The organism is Phormidium tenue FACHB-1050 (assembly GCF_014696925.1).
GTDB lineage: Bacteria > Cyanobacteriota > Cyanobacteriia > Pseudanabaenales > Pseudanabaenaceae > Pseudanabaena.
The window spans coordinates 90577-106241 of sequence record NZ_JACJQY010000015.1; the positions used below are offsets into that span (position 1 = coordinate 90577).

Annotated in this window: 13 protein-coding genes; 7 read left to right on the forward strand and 6 right to left on the reverse strand. The window is 41.4% G+C overall.

The annotated features are described in order from the left end of the window. Positions 1 to 28: 28 nt before the first annotated feature. Entirely contained in the window at positions 29 to 1087 is a 1059-nt protein-coding gene (gene queA / locus H6G05_RS11445; RefSeq protein WP_190578299.1) for a tRNA preQ1(34) S-adenosylmethionine ribosyltransferase-isomerase QueA, read from the reverse strand. Positions 1088 to 1295: 208 nt separating this feature from the next. On the opposite strand from queA, the gene H6G05_RS11450 reads away from it, so the two are divergent. Continuing rightward, positions 1296 to 1496 carry a hypothetical protein gene (locus tag H6G05_RS11450; RefSeq protein WP_094534956.1) on the forward strand — a complete coding sequence of 67 codons (201 nt, stop codon included), beginning with the start codon at positions 1296 to 1298 and terminating at the stop codon, positions 1494 to 1496. A gap of 729 nt (positions 1497 to 2225) precedes the next feature. On the opposite strand, the gene H6G05_RS11455 is transcribed toward H6G05_RS11450, so the two are convergent. Continuing rightward, complete coding sequence (locus H6G05_RS11455; RefSeq protein WP_190578300.1) at positions 2226 to 2978, reverse strand: leucine-rich repeat domain-containing protein; 753 nt, start codon at positions 2976 to 2978, stop codon at positions 2226 to 2228. 23 nt (positions 2979 to 3001) lie between these two features. On the opposite strand from H6G05_RS11455, the gene menH reads away from it, so the two are divergent. Then, a complete protein-coding gene (gene menH, locus H6G05_RS11460) occupies positions 3002 to 3832 on the forward strand; it encodes a 2-succinyl-6-hydroxy-2,4-cyclohexadiene-1-carboxylate synthase (protein WP_190578301.1) in 831 nt (276 codons plus the stop codon). A 127-nt stretch (positions 3833 to 3959) separates the two neighbouring features. Here menH and H6G05_RS11465 read toward each other — a convergent pair whose 3' ends face one another. Together H6G05_RS11465 and H6G05_RS11470 are read right to left on the reverse strand one after the other, a co-directional pair. Continuing rightward, positions 3960 to 5237 carry a glycoside hydrolase family 10 protein gene (locus tag H6G05_RS11465; protein ID WP_190578302.1) on the reverse strand — a complete coding sequence of 426 codons (1278 nt, stop codon included), beginning with the start codon at positions 5235 to 5237 and terminating at the stop codon, positions 3960 to 3962. Positions 5238 to 5363: 126 nt separating this feature from the next. Further along, complete coding sequence (locus H6G05_RS11470) at positions 5364 to 5846, reverse strand: globin family protein (RefSeq protein WP_190578303.1); 483 nt, start codon at positions 5844 to 5846, stop codon at positions 5364 to 5366. A gap of 321 nt (positions 5847 to 6167) precedes the next feature. On the opposite strand from H6G05_RS11470, the gene H6G05_RS11475 reads away from it, so the two are divergent. Beyond that, positions 6168 to 7823, forward strand: a complete 1656-nt coding sequence (locus H6G05_RS11475) for an NB-ARC domain-containing protein (protein WP_190578304.1) — start codon at positions 6168 to 6170, stop codon at positions 7821 to 7823. 302 nt (positions 7824 to 8125) lie between these two features. Here H6G05_RS11475 and H6G05_RS11480 read toward each other — a convergent pair whose 3' ends face one another. After that, positions 8126 to 9244, reverse strand: a complete 1119-nt coding sequence (locus tag H6G05_RS11480) for a 3-deoxy-7-phosphoheptulonate synthase (RefSeq protein ID WP_322096353.1) — start codon at positions 9242 to 9244, stop codon at positions 8126 to 8128. A 155-nt stretch (positions 9245 to 9399) separates the two neighbouring features. Between H6G05_RS11480 and H6G05_RS11485 the strand changes: the two genes are divergently transcribed. The 4 genes from H6G05_RS11485 (at position 9400) to H6G05_RS11500 (ending at position 13074) form a co-directional block, all read left to right on the forward strand. Then, a complete protein-coding gene (locus H6G05_RS11485; RefSeq protein ID WP_190578306.1) occupies positions 9400 to 9741 on the forward strand; it encodes a DUF1648 domain-containing protein in 342 nt (113 codons plus the stop codon). Between the two features lie 761 nt (positions 9742 to 10502). Then, positions 10503 to 10769 carry a hypothetical protein gene (locus H6G05_RS11490; protein ID WP_190578307.1) on the forward strand — a complete coding sequence of 89 codons (267 nt, stop codon included), beginning with the start codon at positions 10503 to 10505 and terminating at the stop codon, positions 10767 to 10769. A 270-nt stretch (positions 10770 to 11039) separates the two neighbouring features. Continuing rightward, positions 11040 to 11942 (forward strand): Rpn family recombination-promoting nuclease/putative transposase, encoded by a 903-nt coding sequence (locus tag H6G05_RS11495; protein ID WP_190578308.1) that lies wholly within the window; start codon positions 11040 to 11042, stop codon positions 11940 to 11942. A gap of 154 nt (positions 11943 to 12096) precedes the next feature. Continuing rightward, positions 12097 to 13074 carry a M48 family metallopeptidase gene (locus tag H6G05_RS11500; protein ID WP_190578309.1) on the forward strand — a complete coding sequence of 326 codons (978 nt, stop codon included), beginning with the start codon at positions 12097 to 12099 and terminating at the stop codon, positions 13072 to 13074. Positions 13075 to 13205: 131 nt separating this feature from the next. Here H6G05_RS11500 and H6G05_RS11505 read toward each other — a convergent pair whose 3' ends face one another. Further along, the gene (locus H6G05_RS11505) at positions 13206 to 15113 is read right to left on the reverse strand and encodes a tetratricopeptide repeat protein (protein ID WP_190578310.1); all 1908 of its coding nucleotides are present in this window, start codon (positions 15111 to 15113) and stop codon (positions 13206 to 13208) included. Positions 15114 to 15665: the final 552 nt, after the last annotated feature.

Sequence of the window (15665 nt, forward strand, 5' to 3'; positions counted from 1 at the left end):
ACAGGCTGTAAACGACGCTTTGCGGCGTTTATCGCAGCATTAACATAGCATCGCCAAAGGAATAAAAACGATATTCTTTGGCGATCGCCTCTTGGTAGACTGACATTAAAAACTCTCGTCCACCCTCACCCAAAAACGATGACATCATCATTAACAAAGTTGACTTTGGCAAATGAAAATTAGTAACCATCCCATCTAAAACCCTCCATTCATAGCCTGGATAAATCATCAAATTCGTTTTGCCCTTAAAAGCTTGAAAATTTGAGTTCTCTAGCGATCGTGCCACCGTACTACCCACACCAATTACCCGACCGCCCCGCGCTTTGGTTTCCTTAATTTTCGCAACCGTCTCCTCCGACACCTCACACCACTCGTTATGCATCACATGCTGCGTGATGTCTTCGGTCTCTACAGGACGAAATGTGCCGATACCCACATGCAAGGTCACAAAGGCTTTATCAATGCCCTGATCCTCCAGTGTTTGAAATAGTGGTTCTGTAAAATGTAAACCCGCCGTTGGCGCAGCGATCGCCCCCGATATCTCTGCATAGATGGTTTGATAACGTTCAGGATCAGTGTGAGAATCTGTCACATAGGGTGGCAATGGTAGCTTGCCTAACTTTTCAATAATTTTGTCAAGGTCAGCCTCAGCAGGAATATGAAACTGCAATTCTCGCGCTCTGGTAGTTGTGTCAATTCCCTCCACCGTCGCTTTTACGTTTTCCGCAAATACGATTGTGCTGCCAATGGGCAAGCGCTTACCAGGTTTAACCAAAGCTAACCAGCGATTAAGCCCAATCGGCTCCATTAACAAAATCTCAACAGGAACCCCTGATAGTTTCTGACCATACATTCTTGCAGGAATGACTTTGGTGTTATTAAAAACGAGCAAATCTCCTGCACGTAAAAAATTGGGCAAATCGTAAAAGTGCTGGTGCAGTAAATTGCGATCGCTGTCAATCACCAATAGCCTCGATGAATCCCTTGGTGTGACTGGATCTTGAGCAATGCGATCGCTTGGCAATTCATAGTCGTAGGCGCTTAACGCATAATCAGGCTCAAGTTCAGGCGCAGGCTGTGAAGTCATAGAAAGGTTACATTTTTGGACATTGGTACTACCTAACAATTTGCAGTACTTATGTAAGTGTTTGCCAAAAAGTGACTAAGTTACAAAAAAATATAAGAAATTTTATATACCAATCGCGGAAACAGTGGTATACAGATGGCAGAAGCAACATATGTATTGCATATGGGGCGATCTCATTTTTAGACTTTAGAAATTGAACGAGGAGTTTATGCAGTACTTAATGACCGATCTTCACCAACGCTTTATTGGTGCATTGCACTATAACAAGCCCCTTTCGGTAGGTGATGTATTTCGCGCTGATAATACTAAGACTTATACCGTTGTTAGTATTAACGATACTCGTGACAAGAGTAAGGATGTCAAGTCCGTGACGGTTATTCCTGTTCGCGAAGCTGTGAATGCTCATTAACTTACTAATTAATAAGCAAGTTAATTGGCTTATTAGGTTATTGTCTGGTAATTTTTCGATTGATAGTCTATTTACATTGCTCACACTAGCTAAAAGTATTAGCTAAAAGTACTATTTCAAAACATTGAAAGTAAGAAATAAGTCTAGGGAATTATCAAAAGAACTCTGAGAGAATCATCGAAGCTATTGACAATACATTGATATAACTGAGTATTTCTTTGTTCTCTCCAGATGTCGCCATCATCAATACACAAGAAAAAGCAGCGCTTGGTGCTGCTTTTTCTTGTGATAGTTTTATAACTGCTGTCGATTGTGTTAGGACACCCAAGAAGAGAATAGTGGCGCTTCGTGCTGCCATTCTCTTCTTGGGTTGTCGGCACAGTTTTGTGAATTAAATTAGCAAAACCCGTAAAGTTGCGCCCCGCAGAGGCGCAACTTTACGGGTTTTGCTTTGTAATTAAAAAATGGCGTAGCTATTTTGTGTTTTTAAAACCCTGTAAGGGTTTGGGTTTTAATTCACAAAAGTGTTGTCACACTTTTGTGAATTGGTATAAGGTTTTAAAAATGTTGCTTTGCATCGCGTCTAAACATCAAAGATGATATAGCGTATATCAGTCTATTGAAGTAAAGGTTTGTTTCCCCGCCGAAGGCGGGGAAACAAACCTTTGTACCTCGCTTGCTTGAAAAGCTCTATAAGCAGCACAATGCGCTGCTTTTCATCTTTGATGTTTAGATTAAAATCATGCCATGTTTTAAATTATTTAAAGAAGATGCTTCGATGGGGTTACCTCTTAGATCTAAACGTACAAGATTTTTGAGATTAGAGATAGTTGCAGGAAGATTAGTTAATTGGTTGTAAGACAAATCTAGTTCTGTAATATCCATAAGATTACCAATCTCAGGTGGCAGATCACTCAGTTGATTATTGCCAAGATATAGCTCGGTTAATCCTGTAAGCTCACCAATTTCTTCGGGCACAGTTGTGAGATTATTTTTTCGCAAATCTAACTCAGTTAAATTAGTGAGGTGACCGATTTCTAGAGGTAATCTTTCGAGTTTGTTTTCGCTTAAATCAAGCCATGTTAAAAACTTCAGCAATCCAATTTCCGAGGGAACACTTGTTAAAAAATTAGCATTAATATCCAATCTGGCTAGATTGGATAACTTTCCAATATCTGAAGGCAAAGTGGTAATCTGATTTTCAGCTAAATTTAGAACCGTAAGACTTTTTAACTGCATCACTGCTTCGGGAATGTGGGGCAGTTGATTGGCTTCTAGGTGGAGCCAAGTTAGTTTTTGTAAATTTGCGATCGCTTCAGGTAGAGAAGTCAAGTTGTTTTCACTGAGATATAACCAAACTAAATGTGGTAATTTACCAAGTTCTTCAGGAACTGCCTCCATTTGTAGTTCACTTAGATACAGAGATGTCGCTTCTGAAGCTCTGGCTGTCTCAATTTCTTTCAGAATTTCCTGTTCGTTCATAGTCTCGCTTGCATTGTTTGATTATGGTACTCAAGTTGCAAATTGATAATTATTGTTTGAGCTACCTCTCAGAGGGAAATTCCAGCGATCCCACAATTTTGTTTTTGCATGGATTTATGGGTGATCTCTCAGAGTTTAAGCAGGTGATTGCAATTTTGTCTAAACAATTTTACTGTGTTGCGATCGATTTACTAGGGCATGGTCAGACGAGGATCATAGACTCAAGAATTGATCAAGATGACTACTACACAATACAGTCCATCGCCAACTTTGTCATCAAATTTTTGGATTTACTTCGTGTGAATCGCTGTTTTTTAGTGGGATATTCAATGGGTGGAAGGTTAGCTTTATATTTAACAATCCACTTTCCGCAATATTTTTGTAGGACAATTCTCGAATCAGCGTCCGCAGGTTTACAAACAGCTCAAGAAAGAGGCGATCGCCTTGCTAAGGATCAATTACTTGCCGCCAAGCTAGAAGCTGGTGATTTTCGATTATTTCTCGAAAATTGGTATCAACAACCTATTTTTGCCACCTTGCGATCGCATCCAAATTTTGCCCAGATCCTAGAGCAACGGTTAAATAATTCGCCTACTTTGCTAGCTAAGTCTTTACGAAATCTCAGTACAGGAATGCAACCATCTTTATGGGAGAAACTACCAGAAAATCAGATTCCGTTGTTGTTACTTGCAGGAGAGTTAGATCCCAAGTTTGTGCAAATAAATCGCCAAATGCAACAGCTATGCAAGTATTCACAACTAGAAATTATTTCTAGTTGTGGTCACAATATTCACTTCGAGAATCCTGATCTATTTGTTGAGAAGATCAAAGCATTTTGTAGCTATAAGCTGTAGCCAGTCTTATTAGGATACAAACCCAAGAAGCGAGTGGCGGCGCTTTGCGCCGCCACTCGCTTCTTGGGTTTTACAAATGGTGGAAGCTAATTAAACAAAAAAGCGGCGCAAAGCGCCGCTTTTTTGTTTAATTAGAAGCAATATTTCTTAAATCTGGACGAATTGCAGGTGTAAAGAAAAGCGTCTCAAAGGATGCATCTCGATTACCCAAAGTCTCATAAAAGAAAAATGAGAAACCATCAAGATTCATCTCACGCGCAACTCTGACTTGACCTTTAATCTGTCGCATGTCGACATTTTGGACTCTTAAGCCTGTCAAAATCCCCACCGCTACAGGGATTTTTTGGCGAATCTCTTGCAACTCTGGACGAGACAACTCACTAGTAAAGTTGTCAATGTCATCTCGATATACCTGCACAATTAGTTCATCAATGTAATTGAGATAAACCCAGCTATACCAATCTTGCAAGAATTTTTTATAGGAAAATTCCTTTGGGTTAGGAGACAGAGAAACTAGGCAATTGGGTTTGATCGCTCTAACAGCCCTAGAGATTTTCCCCATTAAATTTGTGACATACTTAGCACGCCATTTCATCCATGAAGGATCGTTAAAATCTTCAGGTGGCAGCCGCCCAAAGTGATCTTTCTTATATAAAGCGATCGTGTAATCGTCATAGCCAAGTTCTACGGGCATCCCAAAATGATCGTCAAGTTGAATGCCATCGACATCATATTTGGTGACAACTTCCACAATTAAATCTGTGAGAAACTTCTGCACCTCAGGACGTGCAGGGTTAAGCCAAGCAAGACGATGTTGATCTTTTTCGCCATGCAAGAAAAGATGGGAGCCATCTCTGCGCTGGGTAATCCAGTCTGGATGTTGGCGCATTAGCTCCGAGCCTTCCTCGGTCATTAAGCCATACTCAAACCAAGGAATTACCGCAAAATCCTGCTCATGTCCAAACTTGATCGTTTCCGCAAGCATATCTCGCTCTTGCAAACCTGATATGGGATAGACATCTACGCCAAATTTATCTTTAGCAACTTGACTAGGGTAGAGTGTATAGCCACGATTCCAAACTGTGGGATATAAGGTATTAAAGTTTAAACGCTTTAATCTTTTAATCGCTCTTTCAAGACTTTGGGTTGAGAATAAAACCTCACTATCGACGTTAGTTAGCCAAATACCGCGTAATTCATTGCCATTAGATGGTCTGATCGGCGTTTGTATAGGTGGGGGGGATTGATCAATTGTGTTGCTAGCAGTATTAGTTACATTACTGTTAGGAGTCTGAGCTACCGCCCAAAAAGGAAAATTGATCATCATTGCGATCGCAAACCCTAGGAAAGTTAAAACTAGGAAACGAAGCCGTGCTTGCCAAGATACAGAATTAATTTTCCCCATAATCACTAATGAGCTAGGTAAGCTCTAACTCCTCACATTTAGGATGCAAATTTTTTGTAAATTTATTGTATAACAATGTAAAAACCCACAAAAGGGGGAAGATGCTTATTATCCCCCTCTTTTTTGTCAGCTTTTTTGCTGAGATCCCAGTAAATCACGATTTATTTCTAGAATGGGGCATAACAAATCGGCAACATTTTTGGGCAGAAGATCTTTGACTACATCTTGCATTACTAAATAAGTGATGTTACAAGCTTCCTGTGCGCCAAAGGCTTGCATGATCGTCTGGAACCAATACAAAAACTGTTGCCGTAAAAGTTCTGGGTCATCTAATAAAACAGTCATGGCAGAGTGTCGTAAAACCCTTAAGGTGTCTTGTTTCCACTTGCCTTGCATATCTTCTCCCTTTGGCAAAAGCAAGTTGGGATAGGACGTTTTTAGTTTGACTAAAACCGTATCGACAATTTCTTTCTCGATAGCTTTAATGCGTCGATAAGCCTCAACCCGTGAGTCAAAGGAGGAGATGTAGGTATCCATAAATTGCAGTTCTTCATCGCTAGCATAGCGACCATCTGCATTTGTTCCTAGTTGTTGCAGCTTGCTTAACATAGTTAAACGGCACTCAGTTTAGTATTAATCATTTAGGGGCTTCGCCGGAAAATAAAGAACCGATTTTTGATGGAGCGGCCACACCTCGCCACCAAAAATCTGGTTTTTTATTTAATTATTTATAGGTTAGCCACGTTTTTCGTGGTGACCCTATAAGATGATTTTATATGGGTCTGAGTCTGAAACTATCAGCCACTTTAAGCATTATCTCTAGCGATCGCCCTTTTTTTGTTACGATCCAGATAAATCGATAAATATATTCATTTATTTATCGATGTTCAGGACACAAATCTATGCGATCGTTCGCCGCCATCTTCTGTCATGTTATCTGACCATGATCACATTGAAGGGCTGTTCACCGAAGCTGCCCAAAATTGGGATTTAAATCGGCTTTATGCAGATTTACAAACTGCTAGTGGCAAGGAAATTAAGCCATTTGAAAAGGCGTGTTTGCGGGGGTTGCTATGTCGTTATCGCCCAGGGCAACTTGCCTTTAAGTTAGCTTGGACTTCGGGGGCTTTAAGGGTGGAGTTAAATAAGGGGCTGTATCGATCGCTTGAGGCGATCGCTGATCAGCCGATCAATACTTTACGGTGGGAAAAAGTACCTGAATGGTTAGAGGCTAAAGGTTATAAGGCACAACGCCAAAGCCTGCATAATACAGCCGCCGCTTCTCAAGTTAATTTAGGGGCAAATTTAGCGGATTGGGGCGAGGCTCCGAATATTCAAACTTTTTATGGACGCACAGAAGAACTAGCAAAACTAGAGCAATGGATCGTGCGCGATCGCTGTCATCTCTTGGCAATTTGTGGGATGGGTGGCATTGGCAAGACGGCTCTTGCCGTGAAACTAGTCGAAAAAATCCAATCGCAGTTTGATTGCTTTATTTGGCGATCTCTGCGGGGCGCACAGCCGACCGCGCAATTAATCGCTGATCTGTTGCAATTTCTCAATAGTTCACAGCAAACGGGTTGTGGTATTTCTGATTTATTGGAAGTTTTGCGCCAAAAGCGTTGTTTGATTGTGCTAGATGACTTTGAAGCGACGCTACAAGATGGGGAACTGGTGGGAGTCTATCGCCAAGGTTGCGAGGCCCATGCAGAATTATTACAGCGGGTAGGTTCGGAACGTCACCAAAGTTCTTTAATCCTGATTGGGCGCGAACAACCTAAAGAAATCTCCATGCATCAAGGGGAAGATCAACCGATTCGCTATTACAAAGTAAATGGATTGCAACGACAAGGAGCCTTTGAATTACTGAGAGCGAGAGGGTTTACAGGTTCTGAGAATGGATTAGAAGCTCTAGTGCAGCAATATCGGGGTAATCCTTCAGCTTTGAGAATTGTGGCAGGGACAATTCAGGAATTATTTAACGGCAATGTTTCGGAATTTCTCAAACAGACAGCCCTTGCTCTAGGTGACGTGTTACGCACACTTCTCTATCAACAGTTTGAACGCCTCTCCAAACTAGAAAAAGATGTCCTGTATTGGCTCGCAATTAAGCATCGTCCTGCATCCCTTTCAACCTTGCGATCAGAGATGAATTTGCAAACCTCTGGCTCAGAATTAATCAATGCTCTAGAGTCGTTGCGGTGGCGATCGCTGATCGAAAAAGTCTCTGAACAGGATGAAGTCATGTTCCTTTTGGAACCTGTTGTAATGAAGTATGTGAATCGTCAATTTGTTGATGAAGTGAGTAAGGAAATTACGGCGATCGCCACCCAACAAAATCTCAAATCAATTAATCTATTACAAAGTCATGTCCTCGTCGAAGATCACGCTCCTGACTCAATTCGAGCGATGCAGATTCGGCTAGTTCTCAAGCCAATTAAGGATAAGTTAACGAAGGCGATCGCCCAAAACAATATCGAATTGGAATCTCTAAGGGAACGTCTCGCCAGTCAGCACCAAGTCCAATCAACTGAAGTTACAAGTTACATAGAGGTAAATCTCGCTCTAATTGGCTTATGGTGGTAGTTTATAGCGCTTGACACTTCAACCAAAAGAACTTTTGCTTAGGACATAAAAACCAAGAATCGAGTGATGGCGCGAAGCGCCGCCACTCGATTCTTGGTTTTTACTACTTATAGCGCTTTTCAAGCAAGCGAGGTACAAAGGTTTGTTTACCCGCCTTCGGCGGGTAAACAAATCCGTACTTTAGACTGAACGCTATATATAACTTTCTCGAAGAAGCACAACAAGACGAGATTGCTGCTGAAATTAAATTTCGAGCTTTTTTCAAAACTAATGGTGCTGGGCTGTAAGCCCAGCACCATTAGTTAAAATCGTCCCGATCGCACTGCATTAGCGAGATCTGTTAAAACATCAACAGTTGTCTCAAAGTTAATACAGCCATCGGTAATGCTCTTGCCATATTCTAATTTTGCCAATTCTTTCAGAGGTTGTTTGCCTCGATTGAGATGGCTTTCGAGCATGATGCCAACAATATGTTCTGAGCCATTACGCACCTGCTCAGCGATATCTTGCAGTACAGTTGGCTGAAGATTGTAATCTTGTCCGCTATTGTCATGACTGCAATCAACCATCATGTAAGGCAATAGTTTGCGATCGCTGAGACGATTGGCGATCGCCTCTACATGTACCTTGTCGTAATTTGGTCCCTGCTTACCGCCACGTAAAACGATATGCCCATCAGGATTGCCTGTTGTGGTGACAATGCTTGCCATACCTTCATTATTGACACCAAGAAAACGGTGGGGTTGACGTGCTGACAATAGTGCATTAATCGCTACGTCAATGCTGCCATCAGTGCCATTTTTGAAACCTACAGGCATCGATAAGCCAGAGGACATTTCACGATGAGTTTGACTCTCAGTTGTCCGCGCCCCGATCGCTGTCCAAGAGATCAGGTCAGCAAGATACTGTGGCACGATCGGATCAAGCAGTTCAGTGGCACTAGGCAAGCCCAATTTTGCCACATCCAGCAATAGTCCCCGCGCCATGCGGATACCGTAATTAATATCAAATGTACCGTTGAGATGGGGATCATTAATCAGCCCTTTCCATCCAACCGTGGTACGAGGTTTCTCGAAATAGACACGCATCACAATTTCGAGGGCATCACTTACGCCATCACGAAATTGGGCTAACTTTTCAGCATACTCACGGGCTGCTTTGACATCGTGAATTGAGCAAGGACCAACGACTACTAATAAACGGCGATCGCTGCCATTTAAAATATTTCTGATTCTGGCTCTAGCACTTGCTACGACTTTGGCGATCGCGGGGGTAATTGGTAATTCTGTTTTTACCTCGACGGGTGCTAATAGTGGGCAAGTTTCGACCACATGCAGATCGCTGGTCTTGAGTTGCTCTAAATTTTCATCTAATACTGATATTCCTTGCCCAGAAATCTGGGCGCTATCGGTTGATGACACGCTATTGAACTCCACATAAATATCTACTTATACTTTAGCCTCCTAGTGGGGCAAAAGTATCCTAGGGATGGACTTTTGTTACAACAATCTAAAAAACTATCTCTAGCCCTAATTTGCACAGATAATTGCAGAATATTCTTAAGGAGCATACAGCGATGAAATTACCGTTGTATATAGTTCTGTTCTTGTTTGGTTTAGCGATCGCTCAAACTATTTACTTCTATCCATTACTGCCCAATATTGTTGGTTCACATTTTGATATGACAGGCAAGGTCAATGGAAATTCTTCTAAGATGGGCTACTTTATACCCTATTTCGTTGCCCTTGCTGTTACTAGTTCCTTTAAGGTCATTCTGCCTCTAATTTTCAAGTATGTGCCAACTTCGATGATTAATTTACCCCATCGAGAATATTGGCTATCGGATGAACGACGTGATGAGTCTTTTAAGTTTCTCAATGTGCATTTTCTTGGTTTGGGGTTGCCACGATGCTATTGATGGTGATTATCTTCCATCTCACATTTTTAGCAAATTTAAGTCCGATTAAAAAACTCAGCGTTCCTGCACCTTGGGCTTTGTTAGTAGCTTTTGTTCTATTCACTGTCTGGGGGACTGTAGTGCTATTAAGGCGTTTTCCTAAGCCATCATAATTAACCAAGACTTGTCTTGCGATCGCTTAAGTCTCAAGATTAATATAAGCGATTGTTTTTTGGTGATAATTGAGGTGATCGCTTGTTGGCTGTCATGTCTGTAAAGGCTAATGTCAGTCTTTAAACACCCTTTGTCTGTAAATTTTCCCCAATCAATATTTTTATCGATCTATTAATAACTGATGTTACGTGGAACTCAGATAATGAACCTCTTGCTGCCAGCCCTAGACTTACGCCATCGCAAGAATTCCTTCCACGTAACATCAGTTATTAATTAGTTTTCCACTTGTACTACTTCAATAATGGCGTGTTACGCTAAAGCTAACGCACCCTACTTGCTGTTGACAAGAAACATGCTTAGGCGTTAAGTTTAGCATATCAACACAGTTGCTGTTTCTGTGATAGAACTTCTAGTTAGGCAGAAGAATCCAAAATATGAGCTTAGTCCTTCAAGCAGATAATAAACGTATAGTACTACTCGGACTTGTATCTGCCATCGGGATTTTTTTTGGTTTCACGATCTATAAATCTATACCGAGTTCAAATGTTATACGATGGGCTTTTCTGATTGTTCCCATTTTAGTTTCATTCAACGTTATGTGGAGTGTCATGCGTAGACGCATTGTCGTTTCAAAAGATGGCATTCTCGTCGTTAATAGTTATTCTCGAATGTGGATACCCATCTCAGAAATTGCAGGATGGAAGATAAAAGAGAATCACCGAAATCCCTCATTTCATTTGCTTACACGCACGGGCGAGCGGATTGATGTTTTCCGTGTCGGGATGTTGGGCGTAAGCAATTTAGGAGTTACCTCTATGAAGATAGCAAAAGAGTTAGCCGAGAGCGGTAGAAATATTGGGAATTTCTCTGAATGAAAACCTCTTTTGTCCTTAAACGATGTAGGGAGTTGTAAATCTGTGCTGTCTGACCTCACTAGAAGAATAGCAATCAGAAAAGATTGTAAATTAGTAGCGTAGGGTAAGTTCATGAAATAAAACGCTCCAAATAAATCTATTTAGCTCCTATTCTATTATTCCAGAAATCTCCATCCAAACAAGCAAGCGATTTTCTCAAGCTTGCAAGCGATCTTTTGAGCTATGGATTATTTCGTTCTCAAATACCTATGAGGATGATAAAATTCCGTAATGATCGACAACGTTTGTAAATTCTTAGCAGAAACCTTTCCCACCGACTTTGCCAGTTGGCTGTTAGGAGAACCCATTAACTTCACCAAACTCGAACCTTCCGAACTCTCCGTCGAACCAATTCGGGCTGACTCAGTTATATTCCTGAAATCATTAAGAATGATCCTCCACATAGAGTTTCAGACCGATCCAAACAAAAACATCCCCTTCCGCATGACCGATTACCTATTGAGATTGCATCGACAATTTCCAGACAGGGAAATCTATCAAGTTGTGATTTACCTCTCCCCCAGCGAATCAAGCCTTGTTTACCAAACCACATTTAACCTTGGCGGACTCAGCCATCAATTTAATGTAATCAGACTTTGGGAACAACCAACAGAAATATTTCAGCAATACCAAGGACTACTCCCCTTTGCCACGCTCTCACAAACCGATAACCCCGAAGAAACCCTAAGACAAGTAGCCAAGCAAATCGAACAAATTAGCGATAAACAAGTACAAAGCAACGTCGCCGCATCGACCGCTATAATATCAGGCATAGCCCTGAATAAAGAAATCATCCAAAGACTTTTGAGGAGCGAAATCATGAAAGAATCAGTTATTTATCAAGAAATTCTGCTTGAGGGTATAGCCGAAGGTGAGGCTAGAGGGATCGCCAAAGGTGAGGCTATGGGTATAGTTAAGGGTGAAGTCAAAGGTAAAACTGAAACAGAAAATCAGATTGCGCTAAATATGTTGCGTTCCAACGTTTCCTTAGAATTAGTCTCACAATTTACAGGACTAACTTTAAAACAAGTGCAAAAACTCCAAAAACTTGCCGCACAAAAAACAAAAATGCCAAAGTCTGTTAAAACAAAGCATCGTAACGCATCTCCACTTGGAGAATCGCCACAACCTTAGTTTAGAAGTTCTTAAACCCCAGAATAGAATTGCAGCGCAAAGTGCCGCAATTCTATTCTGGGGTTTGCTAGCTGTGGCTATACCATTAACAAAGTTCAGTGACTTTACGATAAAATAGAGAAAATCATGTGTATCTCATTAGATATCAATACCTATGCCACGTTATACAGGAATTTCTAGCGAAGCCTTTCGCCACCCTCTCGATCGCCAAGCCGAGCAAGCTCTCCGTAGTGTCCCCGGTTTCGATCTGGTGGCGGGAAAATTTGTTGAGTTTATGTATGAGCGTCCGCAGACGATTTATCATATCGGCAATAGCATTCAGGTCAGTCATCGTCAGTATGCAACGATCCATCGCATCTTTCGAGAATGTGTCGCTGATCTTGATGTCCAACCTGAGCCTGTCCTATTTGTCTCGCAAAATCCTGTAGCAAACAGCTATGCTCTTGGTAAAGATCATCCCTACATTGTGATTAATTCGGGATTATTAGATCTTCTGACTGAAGACGAAATACGCTCTGTACTTGCCCATGAACTTGGTCACATTAAATGTGGTCATACTACATTAATCCAAATGGCAATGTGGGTGATGAGTGTTGTTTCGACTATTAGCGAAATGACTTTTGGTTTGGGGGGAATTATCAGCAGTGGCTTGATTTATGCCTTCTTTGAATGGCGACGTAAGGCTGAACTATCAAGCGATCGCGCAGCTTTGTTAGTCACTGATCAGCTTGATACAGTTCTTTCCACAATGATGAAGTTGTCGGGTGGAAGTTCTGCTTTTGCCCATGAGTTAAGTTTGCCTGAGTTTATTCGCCAATCAGATGCTTATCAAGAACTCGATAAGGATAATCTCAATCAAATTTATAAATTCATGCTCTACAACGGCTTTGGGGCTGGCTCAATGCTTAGTCATCCATTCCCTGTGGAGCGTGTTCACTATATCCGAGAATGGGCTGAGTCAGAAGAGTATCGCAATATCAAGTCAGGAAAGTATAAGCGCGGCGATACAACTGGTGCGGTGGATGTTTCGCAATCTCCTAAGGAAGAGAAAAAATCTGAGAGTGAGGCGGAACGTTTGAAGCGTCAAATAGACGATCTGCAAGCTGAAATTAATCGGCTTAAGCGCCCATAATCCATTAGCCATGCACTCAAGTGCAGGCTAAAAGCTCAAGTCTGCTGAAGCAGACTGAAGAGTAATTCTAATTAACCCGTTTCAACGGGTTTGAGCTTTTAGCCCTGCACTTGAGTGCATGGCTTATTTGTCTATACATCTCCTTTACGATAGCGATCAATCAAATTTGGTAAATGGTCAAATCCATCCACCCCAATTAGAGCAATCAAATGCGATCGCTGCTGTTGTAATAAATTAGAGAAACTCTCTGCTCCCAACTTGCCTTGCAAAATTACAACTAAAGCCGCTGATTGTTTCCATCGTTTACTATGCTCTTTCTCTAAGCGTTGCTCTAGTAGATACATTCCCAAACAAGCGTGATAGATTGCCAATTCTAATTGATTAAGTTGATAGAACGTTTCGCCAAGATAAGCATGACTGAGTGCTTGTAAATCGCGATCGCCAATTTGTTGGGTTAGAGCTAAGCCTTTCTCTAAAGCAATCTGTGCTTGGCTTGGCTGCTCGATCGCAATATATGCAGTTCCCAATCCCACCCAACAAAGCGCTTGATTTTGTAAATCATTCATCTTCTCTGATAGTTTTTGTCCGCGCTCTAAATGAGCGATCGCAGTTTCCAACTCTTCAGGTGTAATTGATTCCTGTTGTCGCGCAATCATCACTTCGCTATAGCCCAAATTAGCCAGAGCATTAGCTTCTCCTTGGCGATCGCCATGTTGTCGCGCTAAAATCAATGCTCTCTGAGCATAAGATTCACTCGTACTGAAATCTGTGGGCATGATATGAATGCGACTAATGTGGTTAAGATTGGCAATTTCGCATCGTAAATCACCAACTTCATTGGCAAGTTTTACAGCTTCTGCGTGGAGGTAGATCGCATCTCTATGATGCCCCATCCATGCCTTTGAATAACCCAAAATCGTGAGAATTCGAGCCTTCTCCTGTGTATTCTCTGCTTCTTTGAGAGGTTGATCGAGATAGTTAATGGTTTCGCGAAAACTTTCACCCGAAAAAGAGGCAAAGACACCACCATAAAGCGGAAAGTTTTCGCGCTGGGCAAAGGTTCGTAAAGTCTGTAAGCTGATGCGGAAGCAGATTTTCGATAAAGATTGGCGAACACTTGCTGATAGTTGTGGTGAGTTTTGGAAGCCTGTACTAAGTTCACCCCAAATCATCGCAAAAGCAATAAAGGTAACGCCAGTCATATGCATCCCTGCTTTGGCATCGTAGGGCTGCTGATCGAACCAGCGCACTAATCCATTTTGCAAATATCTTAATAGAATCGCTAGTTCTACCCAAGCACTAATATCGATACTGCGTTGTGCTTTGGCGATCGCTGCTGCCGATTGGTTACTTGCCTGACCTGTAAACAGATCACGGGGTAAGGGACTAGTAATCTGTTGCGCCCAACTATGCCAAGGTCCACTGATCTTAGAGCGTTCAAATCCCACCTGTCTTTGTGGTTCGTATAGCCAACTAACTAGAGAACCTTCCAATAAATCAAAATCTGCTAATCCACGAGTAAGTCCGATCGCAAACTGACGTAATGTAAATGCTTCCGAATCATCGGGCAGAGTGTCGGCGGATTTTTGCAGTAGTTGGATAAGAAGCTGAATATGTTGACGTTCAAAAACAGGCGTATGATTTGGGTCAAGAACTTGAATTAATGTAGCCAGACGCTCTTGGGGTTCTGCATTGAGAATAGTTTGTAAACCTCTAGCACAGGTATCCTGAAGTTGATAATTTTGTTGCCACTGTTCCCATGCATCCTTGAGAATCTTCATAGCTCGCAGTTTCTGATTAGCTTTAGCCTGTTTCACTTCATCAGTTTGAGCAGCAAAATTTGCTTGAAGTAAATTAGCTTGTTCTTCTAAAGCTCGTTCAAATATTTCCCCTGTTCCCGATTCTAAACTCTCACTAAGAATTCGATAGACATGTTCTTTTGATAGCAGCTTGCCATTTTCGATATTGATAATTATGCGATCGACAAAAATCGTATAACGTTCAAAAGTTGTGAGTGGTTTATTTGGAGAATCTGACATATTCGTTTTACGAGTATTTAGTATTGATCAGTAATATAGCAATACAAGTTTCGCTTAGAAAATCAAAACCCTAAAGAGTGATGGCGGCGCTTTGCGCCGCCATCACTCTTTAGGGTTTTGATTTGTCCTGATACAAGTGGCTATAGCTATATAAATGCTGTCTAGTGATCACAATCACCATAAACACCTTGATTTATCACAAGAGAATATCCCAATAACAGAGAAAGTAGATAGTGGTAATCTGGGTGCATGGAACTATTATGAACTGTCGATTTTGTAAAAATTATGATGCAACAGGTAGAAACGGTGGATATTGTAATTTGTTATCTGTTGCAGTACAAGGAAAATGGGAAGCTTGTAGATGCTTCTCCAACAAGTTTCCTGAAAATTCTTTGCCAGAAATAGGAAAGTTAACAACTAATTCTATAGCAAAGCAAGTTTTGCTTAGGACCTAAGTACAGGACAAAAATTTAATGGAGTTGAAGAAAGCCTCGGAATTGAGATGAAGGTCAAAGATGAAGTGACGCAGGAAATCAAAACCACGACGAAAAA

What these genes read in the sequence shown, in the direction of transcription:
- H6G05_RS11500 (WP_190578309.1), top strand. Translation starts at nt 12,097, where the DNA reads ATGCCACGTTATACAGGAATTTCTAGCGAAGCCTTTCGCCACCCTCTC.
- H6G05_RS11485 (WP_190578306.1), top strand. Translation starts at nt 9,400, where the DNA reads ATGAAATTACCGTTGTATATAGTTCTGTTCTTGTTTGGTTTAGCGATC.
- H6G05_RS11465 (WP_190578302.1), bottom strand. Translation starts at nt 5,237, where the DNA reads ATGGGGAAAATTAATTCTGTATCTTGGCAAGCACGGCTTCGTTTCCTA.
- H6G05_RS11505 (WP_190578310.1), bottom strand. Translation starts at nt 15,113, where the DNA reads ATGTCAGATTCTCCAAATAAACCACTCACAACTTTTGAACGTTATACG.
- H6G05_RS11495 (WP_190578308.1), top strand. Translation starts at nt 11,040, where the DNA reads ATGATCGACAACGTTTGTAAATTCTTAGCAGAAACCTTTCCCACCGAC.
- H6G05_RS11490 (WP_190578307.1), top strand. Translation starts at nt 10,503, where the DNA reads ATGCGTAGACGCATTGTCGTTTCAAAAGATGGCATTCTCGTCGTTAAT.
- H6G05_RS11475 (WP_190578304.1), top strand. Translation starts at nt 6,168, where the DNA reads ATGTTATCTGACCATGATCACATTGAAGGGCTGTTCACCGAAGCTGCC.
- menH (WP_190578301.1), top strand. Translation starts at nt 3,002, where the DNA reads ATGGTACTCAAGTTGCAAATTGATAATTATTGTTTGAGCTACCTCTCA.
- H6G05_RS11470 (WP_190578303.1), bottom strand. Translation starts at nt 5,846, where the DNA reads ATGTTAAGCAAGCTGCAACAACTAGGAACAAATGCAGATGGTCGCTAT.
- queA (WP_190578299.1), bottom strand. Translation starts at nt 1,087, where the DNA reads ATGACTTCACAGCCTGCGCCTGAACTTGAGCCTGATTATGCGTTAAGC.
- H6G05_RS11450 (WP_094534956.1), top strand. Translation starts at nt 1,296, where the DNA reads ATGCAGTACTTAATGACCGATCTTCACCAACGCTTTATTGGTGCATTG.
- H6G05_RS11455 (WP_190578300.1), bottom strand. Translation starts at nt 2,978, where the DNA reads ATGAACGAACAGGAAATTCTGAAAGAAATTGAGACAGCCAGAGCTTCA.